The organism is Haliscomenobacter sp., assembly GCF_033763495.1.
GTDB lineage: Bacteria > Bacteroidota > Bacteroidia > Chitinophagales > Saprospiraceae > Haliscomenobacter.
In genome coordinates, this window is the sequence record NZ_JANRKL010000233.1 from 42,937 (window position 1) to 67,305 (window position 24,369).

Genomic DNA, 24,369 nt, shown 5'->3' on the forward strand with positions numbered 1-24,369 from the left:
TTGACCATGAAACGAAAAACTTTCCTTAAAACTTCCTCCATTGCAGTGGCAGGAACTTTGTTGTCGCCACTAAGTTCTTGCACGCCTAAAACAAAAGCCAAAACGATGCGCACAAACTGGGCCGGAAATTACACCTATCAAGCCGAAAAGCTCCACCAACCCAAAACAGTTGAAGAAGTGCAAGCCCTGGTCAAAAAACTGGATCAGCAAAAAGCCCTGGGCTCCTGCCATTGCTTCAACGACATTGCCGACAGTCCGCTGAACCAGATTTCCACCGCCAATCTCAATCAAGTCATCACCATCGATGAAAAGGCCAAAACGGTGACCGTAGAAGCAGGTGCACGCTATGGCCAATTCGCCGAGGAACTGGATCAAAAAGGCTACGCCTTGCACAACCTGGCCTCCCTGCCGCATATTTCGGTAGCTGGAGCCTGCGCTACCGCTACCCACGGATCGGGAGTTACAAATGGGAACCTAGCCACCGCAGTATCAGCACTGGAGATGGTTACGCCTACTGGCGAATTGATCAACCTGAGCCGAAAGAACAATCCAACGGAATTCGCCGGCGCAGTGGTCGGTTTGGGAGCGTTGGGGATTGTGACCAAGGTTACCTTGGATTTGCAGGATACTTTTCAAGTGCGCCAGGATTTGTTCCAGGACTTACCGCTGCAATCACTCCAAGACAACTTTGAGGCCATCATGGCCAGTGGTTACAGCGTGAGTTTGTTCACCGATTGGCAAAATAAGCTGATCAGTCAGATTTGGGTAAAACGCAAAGTGGATGCCAAAACCAAGGACCTGGTTGCTGACTTTTACGGGGCTAAAGCGGCAACCAAAAACTTGCACCCCATCACCAGCCTGTCTGCTGAAAACTGTACCGATCAAATGGGGGTTCCCGGGCCCTGGTACGAACGTTTGCCCCACTTCAAAATGGGTTTCACGCCCAGCAGTGGCAAAGAATTGCAGTCGGAATACTTTGTGCCACGCGAAAATGCAGTGGAAGCAATCATGGCCCTGGAAAAAAAGGGGAATTTGATTTATCCCCAATTGATGATCAGTGAAATCCGCAGTATAGCCGCAGATGATTTTTGGATGAGCCCTGCTTACCAGCGGGATTGTGTGGCGATTCACTTCACCTTGAAGCAAAACACCCCTGAGGTGCTGCAACTTTTGCCAATTATTGAAGCAGAGCTTGCCCCATTCGGGGCTCGGCCACACTGGGGAAAGTTGTTCACCATGGCTCCGAAAGTATTGCACGAACGGTACCCAAAGTATGGGGATTTTATGAAGCTGGTGAAGCAATATGATCCAGAAGGGAAGTTCCGCAACGCTTATCTGGATTTGAATATTTATGGAAGCTGATGGTTCTTTAAAAAATCTGTGTCTAAAGAAAAACACTTTTATGCCAATCGCCCGAATTATCCTGCTTACCATCCTCTCCCTCCTGGCATTTGCGGGCAACTCCCTACTATGCCGCATTGCGTTGAAACAAACCGATATTGATCCGGCCAGTTTTACTGCAATCCGGCTCATTTCGGGGGCCACGGTGCTCTGGCTGGTGGCCAACCTGCGCAAACGGAAGCAAGAAGGCCGTGGAAACTGGGTATCTGCCCTGGCACTATTTGCCTATGCAGCTGCCTTTTCCTTTGCTTATGTAAAGCTAAGCGCTGGAACTGGAGCATTGATTCTGTTTGGGGCAGTACAAGCAACGATGATTGGTTATGGTTTGTGGAAAGGCGAGAAGCTGAAAGCCTTACAATGGCTCGGCTTAATCCTGGCGCTGATAGGTTTAATCGGATTGGTTTTGCCCGGACTGGCCGCTCCCCCACTCGGTTCAGCGTTTTTGATGTGTGTGGCCGGAGCTACTTGGGGGGTGTATTCGCTGCGGGGCCGGGGAGCCGGTGATCCGACCAAAGTTTCGGCAGGTAACTTTTTACGGGCTGCTCCGCTGGCGATTGGGTTGAGTCTTTTGCTGTTCAAACAAATGGAAATCGACCCGGCTGGAGTTGCTTATGCTTTGGTATCAGGGGCTATTACCTCAGGCATGGGGTACATATTTTGGTATACTGTTTTGCCTTCTTTAAAGACGAGCAATGCGGCGACATTGCAACTCAGTGTACCGGTAATTGCTGCCTTGGGTGGGGTTGTTTTTTTGGGTGAGCCGCTCAGTTTGAGGTTGGTTTTGGCTTCAGTGGCGATATTAGGGGGAATTGGACTGGTGGTTTTAAAGCGCTAGTAGGCATATTACCTATTATTTGATCACCCCCAAATAACGCCCCAACCAATACGGCAACAACCAGATATCCCCGGCACTGTGTTCATAATTCCCATTCCCACTTTTCCGATCCAGGTTGAACATGTTGGCATTGTGTCGTTGAATTGGGCGTTCATCGGGAGGTAGCACTTCCTTAATCGTTTGACTGCGAAAATTGGGGGCCATTTTTTCAATGTCCTGGCGGTGGCTGTTGGCAATTTCCCAGCTGATCAAATCCAGGGGATGCTCCTGCAAGTACCAAATCGCTTCCTTTAAATCAAAATTAGTTGTGCCCGTCAGGGCGGTAAATAGGTTCCAGAGCCCTTCCTTCTCGGGTCTTTCTGTTTGCCAGTGGTCCAGAATGGCCTTGCGGTAATGCCTTTTGAGGGTATCGTTCAGGGCATAGCGGTAGAGGCCCCAATAGCCTAGAAAATACATCTCATCATCCGAGTGATTCCAGGAATCGGAGAGGGTTTTGCTCAAATCATCGGCATCCTCGGGTGCGTATCCAATTTGGCTCATGGGCCGCATCAGGTTTTCAAAATAGCCCTGTTTATTGAGCAATTCGAAGGCTTTATCCCGATACTTGGTTTTTTGGGTAAAAAAATAAGCCGTTTGCAACATGGCAATGATGTTCGAAGCATTCAACTTGCGGTCGCCAACGTTGGTGGGTAAAGCATTGACGTAGCTAGGGTTCCAACGCCCCCAGGTTGTGGGTTTTCCGTCGAAATCAATCAAGTAGAGGTCGTTTTTGAGAATATGCGACATCAGGGTGTCAATCAATACGATCGCCCTTTTTTTCAAGGTTGGGTCTTCAATCAGTTCCGCCATGGCTCCGTAGGCAAAAATATGCCCAATGGCCTCATCGCTGCTGGTAGTTGATTTCCAGTCCCATTCGGCATCAGGTGATGGTTGCCATCGCTCAGGGTCAGCAAGTTGAGGGATATAGCCTCGGCGTTCAAAGGAACGGGCCGGAAAGCCGGGAACAGGATTGATTGTATATAAACGTTCCATGGCATCCAGAGATTCCCGGCAATTTTGCAAGGCCTCGGGGTCTTTGGTGACTTTGTAGCGAAAAACCTCTGCACCTAAGTACATCGAAGTCCACAAGCCGTCGTTGTCCGAATCAGCGAGGTAACCTGTCGCCAAATTGCCTTTTTTCATCCCACTCAAAGAGGCATTAAACCCGTTGCGGATGTGGCGCGTACGCACTTGGGTATCAAAAAAAGCCGCCTTTTCCTTTAAAGTCATGTGCTGGAACTGGATTTGTGCCAGGCCTTTTTGGGTCAAAATTAAAACGGAACGCTCCGGCCCTTCGGAGATGTGCAGCACTTCATTGCCAGGCAGCCAGCGTTCGCCTTGGTAATAGTCAAACTTGCCGTCTTTGCGCAGGGCAAAAGCGCCGTTGTTGCTGCCAAACCATATCTTGTCGGCAATGGTTTGTACGACTTTGATATTAGGAACTGGGACGTGTTGTTGTTTGGGGCTGAGGGTTTGGGTTTTGAGGTCAAAGCTTTGGTAGCCATCGTTGCTGCCAATGATGATTTTTTGTCGATCGGGGCTAAAATCAAAAGCGGTAAAGCCAACACCAGTGCAGATTTTTTGCAGATTCGAGGAACTTGGAGTAAAGTGATACAACCCTTTTTTGCCCAAAATCCAAAATAGTTGAGTGCTTTTTTGCCAACGCAGGCTCAGCACTTCGTCATCCGGCAATTGGCCTTGCCAAAGGGTTTGAGAGTTCTGAACGTAGTGCAACAGATGGCCATCCGAAATCAGGAAGGCAAAATCCACGCCAGCTTCCAATAGTTTGGCTTTGGGCAAGTTGTGTTTGGACAATAAGGTACCTGCCCAAGCATTGCTCAGCACATTTTGGTCGTCGAGGAAAACGAACTGGTTTTGGCACAGTGCCATTGCAGCAATTTTTTTATGCGCCAGGGTTCGATAAGTGCGATCAGGTTCCAGGGTGCCCGGATACAAAAAGCGGCCATTATAGAGCTGGATCAAGCCTCCCGAGGAATGAATTTTAATGACACCATTGCGGTCGGAGAAAGCCTTTCCATCTTGGAGATCACTCTGATCGGGTACGTAATATTTGACGCTAAAGTCTTGGATGAAGGCTTGGTCGAGGTGATAGGGTTGTTTGGATTGGGCAAATAAAAGGCTAAAACTGCACAAAAATAGCCCCCAGGTGAATGTGAATTTCATGTTCGTTTAAAGTTTTTTTGCTTGTCGCTCTAAAATCTCAATTTCGGCTCAGTTTCGCTGGATCCACCACCACATATTTGATGGCTTTTTGATCACTTTTTAAATGATAAGAATACGTAAGATGCAACAGACCATCCGCAGTTTGAATCAAACAAGGATACGAAAAACTTCCCTCCCCCTTGGCCACATTTTCCAGTGCAGTTTTCCATTTCCAGGTTTTTCCCTCATCATCCGAAAGGAACAAACTCAGGCGGTAGCGGCCATCTTCCAGGTCATTGCCCACAAAAGCCCATTTCCCATCCTGCAATACCAATAACTCAACGCTAGCGGTATTGGGAATCTCAGTTTTGGTAGCGGGCGACCAACTTTCGCCCCTGTCGCTAGACTCGCTCACTTGCACGCGTGGAGGCGCGTCCCCGCTATCACGCAAGTAGGCAAGCAATTTTCTATCCTTCTTTTGTACAAGAGTGGGTTGAATGGGGCCTCGCCCAACCAAGGGTAAACTGGGTCGCCAGGTCTGACCTTGGTCATCAGAAATCGCCATCAACGAAAGATTAAATCCATCCGAATACAGAGGTAAGATGATTCGAGAACCAATGATCAGTGGCTTGATCCGCGTCATCCAACCCATGCAGCGCTTGACGGGGTCCTGACTGGCGGCGATGATCATTTTGTCATAAGTAGGTGCGTATTCCGCCCAGCCCGCAGTGTTTTCGGGTAAAACTTTGAACTGCTTGGCCATCTCTTCGGCAAAGCGGGCGTCAGGCTTGAGCAAGATGTTGTCCTGCCAGCCCCAAATGGGTGGGCCACTTTTGAGGTAATCAGTAGAGGTTCGAACCCGCAAAATCGATTGCTCCCATTTGTTGGCTTGTACAGCAATCCAGACCAAAAAAAGGGCATTGTCTTGATTCAAAAACAAAACTGGGTTACAATCGGGTAAATTGGGGGTGTCAGCCATTAAAAAGGGGGCACTCCAGACGGTTTTTCCTTTTTCCAGGCGTGCGCCCATGAGCTTGACATCATCCGCAGTGCGTTCTCCACTGCCGTAAAACCAGACTACCAGCAGATCGTCGTTGGGCAAATGCACGAGGCTGCTGCCATGGACATGTTTGTCTTGCAGGGGAAAAATCAGCATGGATTTTTCAAAACCTGGTGTTTGGCCAAAAGCGAAAGTCAAACCAAGCCAGGCAATGGCCAGACAAGTGTTTCTTTTCAACATGCGGTCGATAAATGGGTTTAAAATAATAGGCTACATGGCACTTGATCACAAATTAATCATTAATATTGGATAAAATTTTCAGTCCACATGAAGTTCTACCTAAAAAAAATCAGCCTGTTCCTGCTGCTGGGTTTCCTAATCAGCTCCCTGGCTTGTGCTCAAAACAAGGTAAGTCCACAAACTGCCTTAAAAAGCTACATTGATACAAAGGATAAGTCCTATCAATGGGTTCTAAAAGACTCTACTACACTGGGCACGGTAAAAGCCTACCATTTGCTCCTCACTTCCCAAGAATGGCGGGAATACATCTGGCGGCACCAGCTCACGGTCTTTGTTCCCAGCACTACCCAATATGATGGCGCTTTGCTTTTCATCACGGGTGGTTCCAACAAAGCTGAGCAACCTAATTGGAGTAGTGCCGATCAGCTCTGGGCCCCTTTGGCGGGTGTCGCTGAAAAGAACAAAGGCATCGTCGCTTTGATCAAACAGGTACCCAATCAACCTTTGTACGGCACCATGACCGAAGATGAGCTCATTTCGCACACTTTGCATCAATTTAAAGGGGACAAAGATTATACCTGGCCCTTGTTGTTTCCAATGGTAAAATCGGCGGTAAAGGCAATGGATGCGGTACAGGAATTCAGCAAACAAAAAATCAAGCACACTATCAATAACTTTGTAGTCACCGGAGCTTCCAAACGCGGCTGGACCACCTGGCTCAGCGCAGCCATCGACGACCAAAGGGTAAAAGCCATCGCACCCATGGTGATCGACATGCTCAATATGCCGGCTACACTGGACTATCAATTTAAAACTTATGGTGAATACAGCGTGCAAATTGAAGACTATGTCAAATTGGGCATTCCCCAAAATACCGATACTGAAGATGGCAAAGCCATCACCGCCATGATCGATCCTTATTCTTACCGCAGCAAACTCACCGTACCCAAGATGATCTTTATTGGCACCAATGATGAATACTGGACGGTGGATGCCATCAAACACTATTACGACCAGATTCCAGGCAAAAACATGATTCATTACGTGCCCAATGTTGGCCACAACCTGGGTGGGGGCAAACAAGCGTTTGAAGCCCTGAGCGCTTTTTTTGGCCTTACGATCACGAATAAGGCGTATCCGCATTGCACCTGGACGGTCAATGAGGTGCTGGAAGGTGTTGAACTCACGGTGAATGCGCCGACTCAGGACCTGGTGGAAAGCACACTGTGGGCGACCACTTCTTCTGATCGGGATTTCCGCAACAACCTCTGGCTGAGTAAAAACATCAAGCTTAGTGGCAGCAATACCATCAAAGTTTCCCTGCCCTATCCGAAAAAAGGGTATCAGGCTTTTTACCTGGATTTGAAATACAAAGACCCGAATGGCGGAACGTTTACCACGAGCACACGGGTGTATGTGTGTGATGCAGCCGGAGTATTATAAAGATGAAAGATGAAAGATGAAATAGGCTACCGCAGCGTTTTTGGCCATGACCTTGTCTAAGTCTCTGCGGTAGCCTCTTTCATCTTTCATCTCTCATCTCTAATCATTCATCTCTCATCTCTATTTAAACAACTTTTTCTCCCCACAACTCATCATTTAGTGTAATTTTGCCACTTCAAATCAAAAATTAGGAATGAGTACTAAAAAACCTAATCGAAAGCCTGCTGGTCCAGGCCGTCAGGAAAAAGAGAATCCTACCCCTCGCACTCAGCCAACTGCACGCCCGAGCACTGGTAGCACGGAGCGTGTGCGCAGCAGCGCAAGCAGTTCTACCCGGGCACCTCGGGTCAAAAAGGACCTGATTTTCAATCGCAATAACTATATTCTCCTGGGAGCAGCCGGATTGGCCATGGCGCTTGGCATCATTCTGATGTCGGGTGGCTCAATGCCAGACCCCAACACCTGGGATGAAAACATCATTTATGGTTCCCGCCGCATGGTCATTGCGCCGATCTTTATGCTGGGGGGAGTTGTACTGGGAATTGTAGCCATTTTCCGCAAATAAACGCATTCATGACCGAGATTATCCGTGGGCTTATCCTTGGCATCGTTCAGGGAATAACCGAGTTCTTGCCTGTGAGCAGTGATGGGCATTTGGAATTGGCCAAGTATATCTTGGGCGACAAAAGTATGGGTGAAGACAGCCTGTTCATGACTATTGCTCTACATGTCGCCACTACTCTATCCATTATCGTTGTTTTCCGCAAAGACATCAAAGACATCTTTGGCGGTTTGTTCCAATTCAAATGGAATGCACAGACCGAATTCTCAGCCAAAGTTGTCGTTTCCATGATTCCTGCAGTATTTGCGGGTTTGTTTTTTGAAAAAGAAATTGAGAGTCTGTTTAGCGGCCGAATATTATTGGTTGCTGCGATGCTAGCAGTTTCTGGTCTGATGCTGCTTTTGGCCCATTATTTTGCCAAAGACACCAACAAACCTATTTCATATTTGAACGCATTCCTCATTGGTATTGCCCAAGCCTTGGCCATCGCACCTGGGCTTTCTCGTTCAGGGTCAACCATTTCCACCTCGGTGCTTTTTGGTATTGATCGGAACGTAGCCGCTAAGTTTTCCTTTTTAATGGTCATTCCCTTGATCCTTGGCAAGTTGGCCAAGGATATCCTCGATGGCCAATATAGTGGTCCACTTGAAAATGGAACTACTTTAATTGTTGGCTTTTTGGCGGCCTTTTTCACTGGGTTATTCGCTTGTCGACTCGTGTTAAAAGTGGTTCAACAAAGCAAATTGGTCTATTTTGCAGTATATTGCTTTGCTGTGGCAATCATCGCAGCAGCCTATATCCTGAGCAAAGGATAACATTTGTCTAACAAAATCGGCCATATGGACCCGAATGCCGGAGAGCGGCCACTGAATAGTCAATATTTCACCGAAGGCGCTGTATTACTCGTGGACAAACCACAGGGATGGACTTCCTTTGACGTAGTGAATAAATTGCGCGGAAAAATCCGCAGCTTGTTTCAACTAAAAAACATCAAAGTTGGGCATGCAGGCACCCTTGATCCCATGGCCACAGGCCTGCTGATCGTTTGCACGGGGAAAGACACCAAACGCATCAACGAATACCAGGATCGCTCCAAAGTGTATACGGGTACGGTTACTTTTGGGGGCACTACTGCCTCCTATGATGCGGAGACAGAAATAGACGCTACTTTCCCTTTTGAGCACATCACCCCTGAGTTATTGGAACAAGCCAAGGAAAAGTTTCTTGGCGAAATAGAACAAGTTCCGCCAATGTTTTCAGCCATAAAAGTAGATGGGCAACCGCTGTATAAAATGGCAAGAAAGGGCGAAAGCATCAAAGTGGAAGCCCGCAAAGTGCACATTTACGACATCAATTTTACCCGTGTAGAACTACCTGAAGTAGACTTTGAGGTGCATTGCAGCAAGGGTACTTACATTCGGTCTTTGGCTTATGACTTGGGTAAAGCGGTAAAAAGTGGTGCATATTTGAGTGCGCTGCGCCGCACCAAGATTGGAGAATTTGAGGTGGATAAGGCCAAATCTGTTAGTGAATGGGTGGAATGGATGGATGGAAAAATCCAGGCCTAAAATTTTCATCCATAAAGCCTATTTTTCACCAATTAGACATTTTTAAATGAACCATCTAAGACATCTAAGACCATCTTAGAGGAGCAACGCCCCTTAGATGGTCTTAGATGTCTTAGATGGTTCATTTAAAATGCGGCGAAGCCGCTCAGGACTGAGTATAGCCCTTAATGATTTTTTCAAACATACCACCTGGCAACAATCGCTTTAATTTCAGGGATAACTTCTGATACGACTTCCCCACAGGGTACAATTTCGCCAGCTTTTCCTTCTCCAAAATCCGAATGATTTCAGCAGCCATGTACTCGGCGGTAGAACCTTTGCTTACCCCGTCATTCATATTCTGGGCCACTTTAGCAAAAACACTGTTGTAAGCGGGGTTGTTAGCTGCATATTCCATGATTCGGTGAGCGGTGATTGAAGTTTGAATGTCCCCGCATTGAATGGCACAGGCTTGGATGCCAAAAGGACCAACTTCCAAGCGCAGGGCCTCGGTAATGCGGTCTACAGCTGCTTTGGTCGCACTGTACACCGCTCGATAAGGCAGGGCTACTTCGGATGCGATGGAACTGATGTTGATGATTTTACCCGCTTGGGCTTGTCGCATGTGTGGGAGTACAGCCTGGGTGACTCGAATCAAGCCAAAAACATTGGTATCAAAAGCTTGCTGAATACTGTCTACACTCATCACTTCCAATGGGCCGGCGATGCCAATTCCAGCATTGTTGATCAACACATCGATTTGGCCTTGTTCCGCGATGATTTGTTGAACGGCAGCATGTACACTCTCTTCACTTTGCACATCCATGGTAAGTAAACGGAAGCGAGTTTCCGCCCCCGTTTTTCGGCTGGTGCCATAAACAATATACCCTTTTTGAGCCAATAAAGTGGCCAATGCCTCGCCCAATCCAGAGGAGGCGCCAGTTACCAGTGCGATTTTTTTCATGCTTAGCGAGCAAATTTAGGAGCAGGGATCAGTTCTTTTGAGCCAGTGCTGTATTGATAAAAACCTTCCCCACTTTTTGCGCCCAACTTCCCAGCAGTGACCATATTGACCAAAAGTGGGCAAGGAGCGTATTTGGGTTGGCCAAAACCGTCCTGTAACACCCGTAGAATGGACAAACATACATCCAGTCCGATAAAATCAGCGAGCTGCAGGGGCCCCATCGGATGTGCCATGCCCAGTTTCATAACCGTATCGATTTCTGTAACTCCGGCCACTCCTTCGTACAGGGTGTAAATGGCCTCATTGATCATCGGCATCAAGATGCGATTGGCTACAAAACCAGGATAATCATTGACTTCTACCGGGATTTTGCCCAAGGTTTGTGAAAGTTCCATGATGATGCGGGTCGTATCATCGCTGGTGTCAAAACCACGGATGACCTCTACCAATTTCATCACTGGAACAGGATTCATAAAGTGCATACCAATCACCTGGCGGGCCCTTTGGGTCACTGCGGCAATTTGGGTGATTGAAATCGAAGAGGTATTTGTCGCCAAAATGGCTGTGGAGGGAGCAAAGGCATCCAAGTCTTGGAAAATCTTGAGTTTCAGGGCCACATTTTCAGTAGCAGCTTCTACGACAAGATTTGCATGTTTAACCCCTTCTTCCAAATTGGTTGCAGTAAGGATGTTGGCCAGGGTGCGTTCCTTATCGGCTGGCTGAATGCTTTCTTTTTTTACCATCCTATCCAGATTGTTGTTGATGGTGGCCAGGGCTTTTTCCAGCGCTGCGGCTGAAACGTCAACTAAAGTAACCTGGTGGTGGTATTGGGCAAAAACGTGCGCGATACCATTGCCCATGGTTCCCGCTCCGATTACACTAATGTTTTTCATACGAGTAAATTCAGACAGCGAAGGTAGCAGAAGTCGCTTCAATATGCAACCTTGACATAGATTTTGCCTGGCTTAGTCGAATTTTCAAGCATGGCTTGGCAGGCGCGGGTAGTTTTGGGCAGTGTTTTAAAATCACTCATTAAACCTTTACCTTAATGAAACTAAGAAGAAATGTTTATTTCGCCCTTTTGATTGGCCTGCCCTTGTTCTCCTGCTACAACAACGCCGCGGAGGAAAAAGCGGCCCGAGAATCTGAAGAAGAAGGTTTTAGCCTGAATATTTCCAGTAAAGATGGTGATGTAAAAATTGATGCTTCCAGTAAAGGAGACAAAAAGTCGGGTAAAGACAAGGATGGTTTTCACCTCAACATTTCAACAAAAGACGGGGAATCTGAAATCAACGGACTTAACCTTGAGGACAAGGTTGAGGGGTTTGATTTAAAAATTCAAGGCTCTGGTTCAAAACTAAACACCAAGGTTTTAAAAAGTCTTTTCCCTGAACACATCGGTTGGTTCAAACGCAGCGAGTACAATTTTCAAAATGCCTTGGGCCTGGTGTCCAATGCTGAAGCCCAATACGTCAAAGGCAAACAAAAGGTTACCATCGTTGTGTTGGGTGGAGCCATAGGAAGTATAGCTGGTGGCTTCAGTGATTTTTTTGAAGGCGAATTCGATCTGGAAGATTCCGACATGCACCAAAAAACCGGAGAATGGAATGGCATCAAATATGTGGAAGGTTATGATGATGAACGCCAACAGAACTTCATGCACATGGTGCTCGACAACCGCATTGTGGTCATGGTAGCAGGTGAAAACATGTCGGAATGGAACTTTAAATGGTTCTGGAAGCGCATCAACTGGAAAAAATTGGAGTCCGAATAAAGCTGATCTTTTTTAAATTGTGCAGGCTTTTAAAACCCGAATCCATGCGCAATTTATTTTTTTTACTGCTCTTGGGCAGCTTTTTGTATGCTTGCTCTGCACCAGACAAGTCTGACCAAATCCTTGTCAACGCTGATTTTAAAGCGATCGAGGTAGATTTGGAAGACTTGTTTGCTGCCGGGCAATTCCCCAAAGACACCCTCATCATCATTGAGCATGATGAATTTTTTAAGCAAAAAAAACGCTATAAAGCCTACCCATTGGCGCCAATCCTAAAACCACTACTAGCCAAAGTCAAAGATACCTCCAACCTGAGGGTGACCTTTACCTGTTCGGATGGGTATGCACCCAATATGAATTTGAGCAAAGTGCTTAGCCATAATGCCTACCTGGTCGTACAAGACCTTGATCAGGCAAAATTGGGTAATGACTGGGCCGACTCGCTGGTCAACAAGTTTCGGCCTTTTTACCTGGTTTGGCAGGATGCCTCCGAAGGCGATGCTGGTTTTGCATGGCCTTATGGCTTGGTTGAAATCCGGATTGCTTCCTTTTTTCACGACTTTGCCGATGCCTTTCCTTTGCACAATCCTGCTGCCCAAAAAGGTTTCCAACTTTTCCAGGTCCACTGCATGAAGTGCCACTCCGTCAATAAAATTGGGGGTGTGATGGGGCCGGAATTCAACTACCCCAAAAGCATCACGGAGTACTGGAAAAAGGAGGACATGTTTAATTTCATGCGCAACCCACAATCCTATCGCTATAGTGCCAAGATGCCTGCAGTTGGACTTTCCAGAGGGGAGTTTGAAGAGATTTATGGGTATTTGGTAGAGATGAAAGATGAGAGATGAAAGATGCTACCACAGCATTTTTGACCATGAATTCGTCTAAGTTTCTGCGGTAGCATCTTTCATCTCTCATCTTTAATTAAAAATCCGTGTTTGCTTCTTTCAAATCCAATGCCTTGATCCAAATATTTCGGTAAAGGACATTGTGGCCTTCGGCTTGCAATTTCAGGCCACCGGGAATGTCGGTAATGCCTTTGCCGCCGTCATTTCCACCATCAATCCCTGAATTGGGACCGCCCCAAACCTGCTGGATGCGCTGGTTGACGTGTACTTTTTTGCCGTTGAAATATACGGTAACCAAGGCTTTTTCACTGAGTTTGCCATCCACAAAACGCGCGGCACGGAAGGTGATGTCGTAGGCATTCCACTTCCCTACCCCATTATAGGCATAATAAGGTGATTTGGATTCGTTGATGATGGCAGCCATACCATGGGAAGTGGAGTCTCCATCGAGTACCTGAATTTCGTAACGATTCTGAAGGTATACGCCGCTATTGCCTCCTTTTTCAGAAATAAAAAATTCTACGTGCAGGCGAAAGTCCCGGAATGCTTGCTTGGTAACAACATCCGCACTACCATACTTGCCTCCTGCTGCTGCGGGATCATTGCTGTTCATAGCGCTGCCTTTGTCTACGGGATCCTTGACGATGGCCCACTTGATTGGCAAACTGGCCGCAAGGCGTGGCCCGTTCCAATAGGTCCAATTTTTGTCAAGGGATTTGCGTGAACCATCAAAGTATATTTTGGCGCCTTTGATGGGTTTGGCACCTACGCCAACTTGTGCTTGTATGCCATTGCTAAATAGCATGCTGCACAGCAAGGTGGCAACGAGGTGAGCACATTTAAGAGGAGATTTTGCGATCATGTCTTGCAGTTTAATGTACTCAAATATTGGATTTTTTTCTGGGAAATTATTTTTAATGTTAGTTTTAAATTGAAAGGAAATTCTAACTGAGTAAAATTTTAGGTTAATCTTAAATTGGTTCATTGCTCGACCACCCCGAAAGTTTCAAACTTTCGGGTGGGTCGAGCAATGAACCAATCTTCAATACCCAAACAATTCCTCCAAACTCATCACCTTCAGCTCCCCAAACGCTTTCAAATCTTCCATTTTCAGACGTTTATCAGAACCCAAAACACAAATGGTGTATGGCTTTTTGCTGATGTTCGTTGAATGGAAAGTTTTTAGTGCTGCGTAATCAATCCCAGGAGCTTGCTCGTAGGTCCACTTGCGGTCATCATAATCCACCCCGCGCAATTGCGCATTGAGGTAGCTGGCTACGATGTCGTAACCCTTGGTGCGATCGGTTTCAATTCCATTTTTGATGGCTGTTTTAGCCGCAGTAAGAAATACTTCCGATTCGGGCAAATCATTCAGCAATTCATTCATGCCTTCAACAGCCTCCTTGAATTTATCTGCCTGGGTTTGGATGTAAGCTTGCATGGTATAGGGCTCACCCTTTTTACCCGGAGGGGCATAATAGGCGCTGGTTGCATAGGCCAGTGCTTTGGATTCCCGCAAAGTTTGCACCACAATGCAAGTAAATCCACCAAATCCAAAGTAGTTGTTGAACACACTAACGGTGGGCGCCAATTTGGGGTCATAAACATCGGTATTCCGCACCCAGTCAATTTCAGCCTGAACCATTTCGTAATTGGCAAACAAAACCTGAGGCTTGTCCATATTCACTTTGCTAAAGTTAGTCTTGGCTGGATAAGCTTTGTAAGCAGCAGGCAGTGAATGCGCTTTCTCCAGGATGGGCTTGATTTCAGCCAGGGTTTTGGGCCCATAATAAATAACTTGATGGCGGTAGTTGAACAAATCCTTCAACAAATTCACCAAATCCTGGGCTGTTAAAGCATTGATTTCTGCTTCACTCAACACGTTGTTGAAGGGGTTTTTCGGGCCATACTGGGCATAAGTCCGCACGGCAGTCCGAATCGCATTTTATTCGCTTTGGCATCCTTCCGGCTTTTCAACAAACGGGCTTTTAGGTTACCCCACACCGTTTCATCTGCCTTACAATTGCGGATCATGTCCTCCACCAAAGCCAAACCTGCGTTCAAATGCTCCTGCAAACCATTGATGCTAAGGGTAGTGAACTCCTGACCAGGGCTCAGATTGTATGAGGTAGCGGTTTTGTACAGTTCCTGGCTGAACTGATCTGCTGTGTACTTGTCGGTGCTGGCCAATTGCAGGTATTGAGCTGCCATTGGTAGCAGTTTGTTGTTCCAGGTTCCCATCTCAAAACGCATGGTAAGCGTGTACTGCTCATCTTCCTTGTTCTGGATGTAAAAAAACTCAGCGTTTTTGAGTTGATCGCGTTGAAAGTCCTTTTGGTAATCCATCCATACCGGAGCAATCGGGTTCAGGGGCATGTTGTTGATTTCCTTAAACAAGGGTGATTGTGCATCCTTGTTTACTGCAACCGGAGTAATGCTGGGTTTGGGTACTTTTTGTGCGTCCTTATCTTGTCCCTGACGTTTGTAAACCACAATGGAGCCGCCGCTGAAGTGTTTTTTAGCAAAATCAATCACCTGCTGTTTGCTTACCGCAGCCATAGCATCCAGTTTGGCTACTTCGTCAGCCCACAATTGCCCCCTGCTCCGAATAAAACTATTTGACAATTGGTCGGCCCGGTTGTAGTTGTTTTCCAGAGTGCGCAAAGCATTTAGTTTGTAATTCGCTACAATCGCTTTGATCAACCATTCATCAAATTCCCCTTTTTTCAATTTTTCCAACTGTTCCAACAACAGAGCTTTCACCTCATCCAGGCTTTGTCCTTGTTTCGGTGAACCATTTAACAACTGTACAGAGTAGTCCTTGTTCCGATAAGTTGTTGACCCACCATTCTGGATTTTTTGAGCCTTGTTCAAGTTCAAGTCGATCAAACCGGCCTTGGCATTGGACAAAATTTCATCAACCAATGTGAGTAGTAAGGATGATTTCACGTCCACTTCACCTGGCATGCGAAAGGCAATCATCACGGACTCTGCGGTTGGTCCCCAAACTTCTTTTACCGTTTCGCCAACGAGTGGTTTTTCTGGGGCTGGTTTGTATTCAGCGACAGGTTTGTTAGGTAAAAAGGCAAACTTTTGGTCGATCTTCTTCACCACCTCATCAGGGTTAAAATCGCCCGCAAAAATCACCGCCATGTTATTGGCCACGTAGTACTTGTTGTAATAGTTGCGGATTTCAACCAGGGAAGGGTTTTTCAGGTGTTCAATGGTCCCGATGGTACTTTGTTGGCCGTAGTTGTGCGTAGGGAAGACCCCTGCCATCATGGTGGCGAAAACCTTGCGCGTGTCTTCATCAAGGGTGCGGTTTTTTTCCTCATAAACGGCCTCCAGCTCAGTGTGAAAAATGCGGAAAATGGGCTTGCGGAAGCGCTCTGCTTGGAGCGTCAGATAGCGATCAACGGCATTGGAAGGGATATCCTCCTCGTAGACCGTTTCTTCCATCCAAGTATGCGCATTGGTGTTTACGCCCCCCATGTTTTTCATGGTCTTGTCGTACTCGTTGGCGATGGCAAACTTGGCCGCTTCGCCGGAAACGCGGTCTATTTCCTTATAAATTTCCTCCCGTTTTGCCGGATCGGTCGTCTTGTTGTATTTTTCGTACAAGGCGTCGATTTGGTCCAGTAAGGGTTTTTCTTTGGCCCAATCGAGTGAACCAATTTTGTCAGTGCCTTTGAACAAAAGGTGTTCCAGGTAATGCGCCAAACCCGTGTGCGTGGCCGGATCGGTATTGCTACCAGCACGTACAGCAATGAGGGTGCGGATCCTCGGCTCCTTTTTGTTGGGAGAAAGAATAACCGTCAACCCATTTTTGAGGGTGTAGAAACGGGTTTGCATGGGGTCTCCTTCCACGGTTCGGTAAGTGTAACCATTGGAAGTAACCTGTTTCCACTGAAATTTAGGAGGTTTTGCCCACAATTGGAGCATTGTACTGCTCAACAGCAATACCAGCAAGAGTCTATTCAATTTCATGCCGAGTGATGTTAAATGAAACTAAAATTCGGGCATGAAATTAAGCAAAAATCAAAAGCAGGCAAGGGGAAGCCTATCCCGCAAAAAGGGGGATTTTCGACAAAATGAAGTTCTCCATCCCTCAAATCGGCGGCTTCAAATCCTTAAAATGCCCATTCAAAAGGGCCCTTTGTTGCAAATTCCGCATTTCGCGCACCATGGGCAGAAATTGCTCCAGGTGATTGATCATAAACAATTGCCGTTCTTTTTCAGTGGACATACTTAAGAGTTCATATTCCTGTTCAGTGGACATCCCTGCATGGTGGGCTACGTCAAAAGTAATAAAATCACTGGGTCCATCTGGCAGTGGCTTGTCGATGTTCAACAGATCGAACAATTCGATGAGGTAACCCAGCATTTTTTCATTCAATGTCCAATCAAAATCCCGATCCGTTTCCAATCGTACGATGGTTGCACCGGCATACAATTTTCCCGGAATGGGGTTGATGAATTGTTCCATTCGGTACACACCTAAGCCCTTGGTTTTGACGTCCATTTCACCACCTTCATAGCGTTTTTCGATGCTCAACAATTGAACCTCGGTACCATAAGGCATTACCCGGTTGTTGAGGAATGTGGGGATCCCAAAAGTCACCCCGTTCTCTTCACTCTCCTTGATGAGCTGGCGGTAGCGGGGTTCAAAAATATGTAGGTTCAGATTTTCGTTAGGGTATACGACAATCTGCAGTGGAAATTGTGGCAACAAAACAAAATCCATACTGCCTTCTTTTTTGATTTAACTTATTGAAAAAAATATATGTAACCTTTGTTTGAATTCCTCGTATATCAACCTAAATTGATCGAGTGTTCAGAGAGCGCAATGGCGGCAAAAGCTATATCAGCCTGTTTACTGCACATGCAAAAGTACAAACATGAACTAAGCCCAATAGTTGCAATTTTAATCCTATAAAAACCATTTTAACAACTTGCCATGTCTAAGCTCAGCACCAAAGCCCTGCGGCCGCTCGTTTACGGAACGAGTGTGGTCATTCTTTTCCTTGCCCTTTTGAGTACAGGATGTCGAAAAAATCGCGAAGTCAGTACGCTTGCCGCCGAAAACCCTTTTGTATATGCTTATACATCCGGGGTGATTTCCAAAACCGATCCAATCCGGGTACGTTTTGCTCAAAATGTTGCTCAAGCCGATGAAATTGGCAAAGAGGCACCTTCCGTTTTGTCGATTTCACCCAACGTCAAAGGCAAATTGACCTGGGAAAATGCCAACACCCTTCGTCTGGACCCTAACCAGGAACTCAGTTCCGGAACCACGTATGATGTAACGGTAAATGTCAAACAAGTCATCAACGATGCCAAAGGTGAAAACGCCAATTTTGCATTTCAATTTCATACGCGTGAGCAGCACTACCAGGTAGAACTGGAAGGCATGCGCTCAGCTAGCGCTACTGATTACAGCAAACAAACCTTGAAAGGTGCGGTCTACACCTCCGACGTAGCCCAGACTGCTGAAGTGGAAAAAATGCTCGAGGCCAATCAGGATGGCAACGACCTCAAAGTAGACTGGAAACATTCCGGTGACCAACTGGTACACTACTTCACCGTAAAGTCGGTCAACCGCAGCAAACAGCCTTCGGAAGTTAAACTGGCTTACGATGGCAATTCCATTGGGGTCAAAGAAGACAAATCCGAAACCTACAAAATCCCTGCGGTCAATCAGTTTAGTGTCATGGATGCGGAGGCCATCCAATTGCCGGAGCAATACATTCGAATCGTATTTTCAGACCCACTGGAAAAATCTCAAAACCTGGATGGGTTGGTCAGCATCGACGAATACGAAGGTACCCTGCGTTTCATCATTGAGGACAACACCGTGCGGGTTTACCCTGATCAAACCCTCAATGGCAATTACCGGGTGAGAGTGGCAACGGGAGTAAAAAACACCAAAGGCAGCACTTTTTCCGAAACAACCGTTTGGGATGTCACCTTTGAAGAAATCAAGCCAGGGGTAAAACTGGTTGGACAAGGCGTAATTCTGCCCAATTCGGAAGGTTTGATGTTCCCCTTTGAGTCCGTTGGCCTTAAAGCAGTAGACATCGAAATTTTCAAAATTTACAACAACAATATTCTCCAGTTTTTACAAGATAACCCCATCGATGGGGAATATGATTTGTACAAAGTGGGCCGGGTGGTTTTGCAGAAAAAAGTGAATCTGTCCCTCCTTAGCCCCAATGCCAAAGCTGGGCGTTGGTCGCGCTACGCCATTGATTTGGGCAAATTGATCAAAGCCGACGAACAGGCCATCTATCAGGTGCGCATCGGTTTCCGCCCAGAATATTCAGCCATTGCCTGTATGGCTGAAGCAGCTACTGGTAATGCAGAACTCGATGCCGATCCTTTCTCCCGCATTGGTGAAGATGAAGACGAGCCCCTGGAAAGCATCATGGACAATTATTATGGCTATGATGGTTATTTTGAAGACTACGATTGGGACAAACGGGATGACGCTTGTTCCCGCGAATATTACAACTCCGATCATTTTGTGCAGCGCAACGTCATTTCTTCCAACCTGGGCTTGATTGCCAAAAAAGGAGGCAACCGTAAGTTGATGGTCATTGTGAGTGATTTGCGCAGCACCGATCCAATCAGTGGTGCACAAGTGGAGGTTTTTGACCGCCAGAATCAGTCCATCGGCAAAGGCAGCAGCAACGGTGAGGGCATTGCTGATGTTGGCTACAAAGGCAAACCATTTGTAGCCATTGTCACCCACAACGGGCAACGCGGTTACGTCCGCCTGGAGGATGGCGAATCGCTCTCTTTGAGTAAATTTGATGTAGATGGCGCGGTAACCCAAAAGGGATTGAAAGGTTATTTGTATGGAGAAAGAGGGGTTTGGCGTCCTGGGGATTCCGTTTTCCTCAACTTTATGATCGAGGACCGTGAAAAACGCCTGCCCGAAAGTTACCCCATCACCATGGAATTGTACAATGCACGGGGCCAATTGCAGGAAAAACGGACCACCTCAAAAACAGTGGGGGGCATTTATCCGCTTTACTTTGCGACTCACCCCGATGCCCCTACAGGTAACTGGCGGGTGAAAGTAAAGGCGGGTGGGGCTGTTTTTGAAAAAATCCTCAAAATTGAAACTGTCAAACCCAACCGCATCCGCATCGACCTGAATACGGGTTCCGAAAATGAACTGTACGCAACGGATGGTAAAATGAGTGCCGAATTGCAGGCCGATTGGTTGACTGGGTCGGCGGCCAGTGGCTTAAAGGCTGTGGTGGAAGTCCAATTGCGCGAGTCCAGCACCCGTTTTGCCAAATACCCTAGCTTCGACTTTGACGATCCGGCCCGCAAACTGACCAAAACCGAACCCAAGGTCATTTTTGACAACGTTTTGGATGGCTCAGGGCACGCTAAAGTCAGCGCCACATTGTTGGAAGAAGACCTGGCTCCAGGTATGTTGAGTGCTTCTTTCCAAACCCGCGTGTTTGAAAAAGGTGGTGACTTTAGCACCGATAACATGACGGTGAAATACTCTCCTTACGACAGTTACGTGGGCTTGGAAATTCCGCGCAACAAATACGGTAGCCCACAATTTGAAGTGGGCAAAAGCAACACCATCGGTCTGGTTAATGTGGACAAAAATGGCAAGCCCCTGACCAATCGCCGCTTGTCCATTGGTTTGTACAAAGTAGAATGGCGCTGGTGGTGGGATCAATACCAGGAAAATGAAGCAAACTATAACTCTGGCGAACACGTTGGTGCGGTAAAAACTGCCGCAGTTACCACCAATGCCAAGGGTGAAGCTTCCTGGAATTTCAAAACCGACACTTGGGGCCGCTATTTGATCCGCATTTGTGATGCCGAAAGTGGACATTGCACCGGCGGTTATGTGTACATTGGCACCCCTTGGTACGAAGGGGACGAAATGGATGAGAGTTTCCGCGAAGCCGCAGCCATGTTGAGCTTCCGCGCAGATAAGGAAAAATACAATGTGGGAGAATCGGTCACCTTGACGATTCCGGGTGGTAAAAATGGCCGGGTGTTGGTATCACTTGAAACGGGCACTAAAATCCTAAAAACCTTCTGGGTTAAATCGGTTGAAGGCGAAAACAAAATCACCTTCAAAACCACCCCAGACATGTCGCCAACAGTATACGCCAATGTAGCGCTGATTCAACCCCATGGACAGGTGGAAAATGACTTGCCGATTCGTTTGTACGGGGTCACCCCCATTCAGATTGAAGATGCCGAAACCATCCTGACTCCAACCATCGAGTGCCCCGCTGAATTCCGGCCTGAAACCACCGTAAGTGTTGAGGTGGCCGAAAAATCAGGCAAGGCCATGGCATATAGCCTCGCAATTGTAGATGAAGGCCTCCTGGGTTTGACGCGTTTTAAAACGCCCGATCCACATTCCGCTTTCTACGCACGTGAAGCCCTGGGTGTACAAACCTGGGACATCTACGACAAAGTTCTTGGCGCTTTTGCCGGGGAACTGGAAAGCATCCTCAGCATTGGGGGTGACGGGGCCATCGATCCTAGCGCATTGAACAATACTGCCAATCGTTTCAAACCAATGGTGGTTTGCCAGGGGCCCTTCCAATTGGGCAAAGGCCGTAGCAACAAACACCAAATCAAAATACCCAACTACATCGGCGCAGTACGGGTGATGGTGGTAGCCGCTCAAGACCATGCCTACGGCTCGGCAGGCAAGAGTGTACCCGTGCGCAATCCGCTGATGGTGCGCACTACCCTACCCCGGGTGATTTCGCCGGGTGATCAGTTTGAGTTGCCCGTCAACGTGTTTGTGACCGACGCCAAAATCACCAATGTGCAGGTGAAAGTGAGCGAAAGTTCTGGCCTGGTTTCAGTAGAAGACGGCGATCAAAGCATGAGTTTCAGCCGCAATAATTCGGACCAGATTACGGGCTTCAAGATCAAGGTGAAGGATAAAATTGGCGTTGCCAAGTTCAAAATAGTCGCTACAGGTGGAGGTGCCTCTTCTTCGGAAGAGATTGAAATCGCGGTGCGCAATCCGAACCCATATCAAACCAAAGTTTTCACCGAAGTGGTAGAAGTAGGCAAGTCTTGGGAACAACCTTTGGAAGTATTTGGTACCGCTGGTACCCGTAGTGCCATCCTGGAAGTATCCAATGTTCCACCACTCAACCTGGGTGAACGATTGGGTTACCTCCTCTCCTACCCTTATGGCTGCATTGAACAAACCACTTCATCGGCCTTCCCGCAGTTGTTTGTAGGCAACATGATGGAGCTGAATGAGGAGCGCCAACAACAAGTCGCCGAAAACATCAAGGCGGCCATCGAACGCATCAAAGGTTTCCAAACCAACGAAGGTGGCTTTACTTACTGGCCGCGTGGCAGTGGTACGCCCGATCATTGGTCGACCAGCTACGTAGGACATTTCCTCGTAGAGGCCAAGGCCAAAGGTTACGATGTACCGCAAAACATGCTCAAGGATTGGGTGAAATTCCAGAAAAAGGTGTCCAGGATGTGGGATTCCAAACTCCCAGCTTACGGATTCTGGAGCAATGAAGGCCACGAATTGAGTCAGGCTTATCGCTTGTATACGCTGGCCCTGGCAGGTGAAGCCGATATGGCCTCGATGAACCGCTTGCGCGAAAACCCTAAATTGACCCTGAGTGCTCGCTGGCGTTTGGCAGCGGCTTATGCATTGGCAGGTAAAGCTGAAGTTGCCAAGGAATTGGTTCTGAATCAGGCCACTGAGGTGCCAGATTACACGGAACTGAGCTACACTTACGGCTCAGGCATGCGCGACCGCGCGATGATACTGGAAACGCTGGTGCTGCTCAAGGACATGAAAAAGGCTGGAGCCCTGGTGCAGTACATCTCCAAGGGTTTGAGCAGCCAAAGCTGGTACTCTACCCAAACGGTCGCTTACAGCCTCATGGCCGTATCGAAATACCTGGGCGATGACAAGGCGACACAGGCATTCAGCTTCAGTTATTCGCTCAGCGGAGGTACTTCTACCTCGGCCAACTCCAAAAACGCGGTGATGCAAATCAACCTGCCAACTGGAGGAAGCAATACCTTGATGGTGAAAAACACCAGCAAAGCCAAACTCTTCGTGCGGGTGATGCAAAAAGGTCAACCAACTGCCGGGCAGGAAACGCCCCAGGCAAATGACCTGAAAATCAGTGTGGTCTACACGGATATGGCAGGTAAAGTACTGGACCCTGCCAACTTGCCCCAAGGCAAGGACTTCATCGCCGAGGTACGAGTGAATCACCCCAACTCTCGCCCAATCCAGTACGACGAGTTGGCCCTGAGTCAAACCTTCCCCTCGGGTTGGGAAATTTCCAATAGCCGCATGACGGATATCGAGAGCACTTCCTCCTCAGGCTACGACTACCAGGATATTCGCGATGATCGGGTGAATACCTTCTTCGACCTAGGCCAAAGTCAAAATAAGTCCTTCAAGGTACGGCTGAATGCAGCATATCCGGGGCGGTATTATTTGCCTGCGGTGTCTTGTGCAGCGATGTACGATAACTCGATTAGTGCGAACACAAAGGGGATGTGGGTGACGGTGAGTAAGTGAGAAGCGAAAAGTGAATAGGGAAAAGCAATTGGCAAGCAATGTCCTGGGATGTTGGTTGCCAATTGTTTTTTGGCTAAAATATACACAACTGTGGTGCCTCTTCAGTGCCTAAGGTTTCTTAGGTGGTGAATAAAAACGCATGTAGTATTGCACTCACGCCACCGCATACTCCGAATCCTCCCGCATATACTCTGGCAAAAAACCGAGCACAATCTGCTCCGCGGGCACGCCCCTTTTGACCAGCTCTTGAGCAATCTGCAATTCCGTCCAGTTTTGTTGAATCCAAATTTTATCATCTTTGATTTCCAGGTGCAACAAAGTGGAATTGACAAATTTCTCACCCTTCTCCCAGCCTTGTACGATCACCTGGTAACGATGCCGTTTGGTATCCGCGATGAGTTGTTTTTCCAAGCCAGGATTGGCAGGATTTTGGCCATCCATTGGCACCAAGAGCGAAAGAATAATTTCTTCAAGTTTTAGAACGGATTCCATGCAGTTTTTTCTCTAAAATACAGCATTTTCACAAATAATCAAACAAAATGCGTTACAATTTTATAAATAATCTGTATATTTGTTTAAATTTTTAGCGCGTACTTATGGATCAACAATTCAAACCAAACATATCACAACGAGTCTTTTGGGACGTAAATTTTGACTCGCTCGATTACGACAAGGACAAGTTCTTTGTCATCGATAAAGTCATGAATTATGGTTTGTGGGAGGACTTTATCCAGGTTATGCAATATTATGGCAAGGAGGTGGTTAGAAACGAGGTGATCAAATCTCCTTACTTAAAAAAGATGTACTCAATTTTTTGTGCTTCTATTTTGATCTAAGACCAGAAGATTTCACATGTTACACACGCAGACAGTCTCAGGAACCACATTGGAACTATTAAAGGTTTGTTGTCGCTTTTGAACTCATCAGCACTCCATAAATTTCCCCCTTCCACATCCCACCCTTTTTGTATTTTTGCACCCAAA

At 47.2% G+C, this 24,369-nt stretch carries 19 protein-coding genes; 10 read left to right on the forward strand and 9 right to left on the reverse strand.

Going from position 1 to position 24,369, the window contains the following annotated elements; genetic code table 11:
- Nucleotides 1-6 precede the first annotated feature (6 nt).
- Together SFV55_RS27685 and SFV55_RS27690 are read left to right on the forward strand one after the other, a co-directional pair.
- Nucleotides 7-1,362 carry a D-arabinono-1,4-lactone oxidase gene (locus SFV55_RS27685; protein WP_320032837.1) on the forward strand — a complete coding sequence of 452 codons (1,356 nt, stop codon included), beginning with the start codon at nt 7-9 and terminating at the stop codon, nt 1,360-1,362.
- A 40-nt stretch (nt 1,363-1,402) separates the two neighbouring features.
- Complete coding sequence (locus SFV55_RS27690) at nt 1,403-2,236, forward strand: DMT family transporter (RefSeq protein ID WP_320032838.1); 834 nt, start codon at nt 1,403-1,405, stop codon at nt 2,234-2,236.
- A gap of 15 nt (nt 2,237-2,251) precedes the next feature.
- Here SFV55_RS27690 and SFV55_RS27695 read toward each other — a convergent pair whose 3' ends face one another.
- Together SFV55_RS27695 and SFV55_RS27700 are read right to left on the reverse strand one after the other, a co-directional pair.
- Nucleotides 2,252-4,459, reverse strand: a complete 2,208-nt coding sequence (locus SFV55_RS27695) for a hypothetical protein (RefSeq protein WP_320032839.1) — start codon at nt 4,457-4,459, stop codon at nt 2,252-2,254.
- Between the two features lie 37 nt (nt 4,460-4,496).
- Nucleotides 4,497-5,678 carry a sialidase family protein gene (locus tag SFV55_RS27700; protein WP_320032840.1) on the reverse strand — a complete coding sequence of 394 codons (1,182 nt, stop codon included), beginning with the start codon at nt 5,676-5,678 and terminating at the stop codon, nt 4,497-4,499.
- Nucleotides 5,679-5,765: 87 nt separating this feature from the next.
- Here SFV55_RS27700 and SFV55_RS27705 point away from each other — a divergent pair, with 87 nt between their 5' ends.
- The 4 genes from SFV55_RS27705 (at nt 5,766) to truB (ending at nt 9,251) form a co-directional block, all read left to right on the forward strand.
- On the forward strand, nt 5,766-7,121 hold the full coding sequence (locus tag SFV55_RS27705) for a PhoPQ-activated pathogenicity-related family protein (RefSeq protein WP_320032841.1): 1,356 nt from the start codon (nt 5,766-5,768) through the stop codon (nt 7,119-7,121).
- 193 nt (nt 7,122-7,314) lie between these two features.
- Entirely contained in the window at nt 7,315-7,686 is a 372-nt protein-coding gene (locus SFV55_RS27710) for a DUF3098 domain-containing protein (protein WP_320032842.1), read from the forward strand.
- A gap of 8 nt (nt 7,687-7,694) precedes the next feature.
- A complete protein-coding gene (locus SFV55_RS27715; RefSeq protein WP_320032843.1) occupies nt 7,695-8,498 on the forward strand; it encodes an undecaprenyl-diphosphate phosphatase in 804 nt (267 codons plus the stop codon).
- A 24-nt stretch (nt 8,499-8,522) separates the two neighbouring features.
- Nucleotides 8,523-9,251 (forward strand): tRNA pseudouridine(55) synthase TruB, encoded by a 729-nt coding sequence (gene truB, locus SFV55_RS27720; protein ID WP_320032844.1) that lies wholly within the window; start codon nt 8,523-8,525, stop codon nt 9,249-9,251.
- 145 nt (nt 9,252-9,396) lie between these two features.
- Here truB and SFV55_RS27725 read toward each other — a convergent pair whose 3' ends face one another.
- Together SFV55_RS27725 and SFV55_RS27730 are read right to left on the reverse strand one after the other, a co-directional pair.
- Nucleotides 9,397-10,194: an SDR family oxidoreductase gene (locus tag SFV55_RS27725; protein ID WP_320032845.1), complete on the reverse strand. Its 798-nt coding sequence runs from the start codon at nt 10,192-10,194 to the stop codon at nt 9,397-9,399.
- Nucleotides 10,195-10,196: 2 nt separating this feature from the next.
- Nucleotides 10,197-11,087, reverse strand: coding sequence for a 3-hydroxybutyryl-CoA dehydrogenase (locus tag SFV55_RS27730; RefSeq protein ID WP_320032846.1), 891 nt, complete (start codon nt 11,085-11,087; stop codon nt 10,197-10,199).
- A gap of 155 nt (nt 11,088-11,242) precedes the next feature.
- Between SFV55_RS27730 and SFV55_RS27735 the strand changes: the two genes are divergently transcribed.
- Nucleotides 11,243-11,968, forward strand: coding sequence for a hypothetical protein (locus SFV55_RS27735; RefSeq protein ID WP_320032847.1), 726 nt, complete (start codon nt 11,243-11,245; stop codon nt 11,966-11,968).
- A 44-nt stretch (nt 11,969-12,012) separates the two neighbouring features.
- Nucleotides 12,013-12,816, forward strand: a complete 804-nt coding sequence (locus SFV55_RS27740) for a c-type cytochrome (protein WP_320032848.1) — start codon at nt 12,013-12,015, stop codon at nt 12,814-12,816.
- Between the two features lie 76 nt (nt 12,817-12,892).
- On the opposite strand, the gene SFV55_RS27745 is transcribed toward SFV55_RS27740, so the two are convergent.
- The 4 genes from SFV55_RS27745 to SFV55_RS27760 all read right to left on the reverse strand — a co-directional run bounded on the left by SFV55_RS27745 (nt 12,893) and on the right by SFV55_RS27760 (nt 17,560).
- Nucleotides 12,893-13,621, reverse strand: a complete 729-nt coding sequence (locus SFV55_RS27745; RefSeq protein ID WP_413776749.1) for a DUF1080 domain-containing protein — start codon at nt 13,619-13,621, stop codon at nt 12,893-12,895.
- A gap of 237 nt (nt 13,622-13,858) precedes the next feature.
- Entirely contained in the window at nt 13,859-14,743 is an 885-nt protein-coding gene (locus SFV55_RS27750) for a hypothetical protein (protein ID WP_320032850.1), read from the reverse strand.
- The gene (locus SFV55_RS27755; protein ID WP_320032851.1) at nt 14,692-16,803 is read right to left on the reverse strand and encodes a pitrilysin family protein; all 2,112 of its coding nucleotides are present in this window, start codon (nt 16,801-16,803) and stop codon (nt 14,692-14,694) included. Before SFV55_RS27755 ends, SFV55_RS27750 begins: the two co-directional genes overlap by 52 nt.
- Nucleotides 16,804-16,924: 121 nt before the next feature.
- Nucleotides 16,925-17,560 carry an LON peptidase substrate-binding domain-containing protein gene (locus SFV55_RS27760; protein ID WP_320032852.1) on the reverse strand — a complete coding sequence of 212 codons (636 nt, stop codon included), beginning with the start codon at nt 17,558-17,560 and terminating at the stop codon, nt 16,925-16,927.
- Between the two features lie 213 nt (nt 17,561-17,773).
- Here SFV55_RS27760 and SFV55_RS27765 point away from each other — a divergent pair, with 213 nt between their 5' ends.
- On the forward strand, nt 17,774-23,386 hold the full coding sequence (locus tag SFV55_RS27765) for an MG2 domain-containing protein (RefSeq protein WP_320032853.1): 5,613 nt from the start codon (nt 17,774-17,776) through the stop codon (nt 23,384-23,386).
- A 153-nt stretch (nt 23,387-23,539) separates the two neighbouring features.
- Here SFV55_RS27765 and SFV55_RS27770 read toward each other — a convergent pair whose 3' ends face one another.
- Entirely contained in the window at nt 23,540-23,878 is a 339-nt protein-coding gene (locus tag SFV55_RS27770; RefSeq protein WP_320032854.1) for a XisI protein, read from the reverse strand.
- Between the two features lie 104 nt (nt 23,879-23,982).
- Here SFV55_RS27770 and SFV55_RS27775 point away from each other — a divergent pair, with 104 nt between their 5' ends.
- Nucleotides 23,983-24,222, forward strand: coding sequence for a DUF6922 domain-containing protein (locus SFV55_RS27775; RefSeq protein WP_320032855.1), 240 nt, complete (start codon nt 23,983-23,985; stop codon nt 24,220-24,222).
- Nucleotides 24,223-24,369 lie beyond the last annotated feature (147 nt).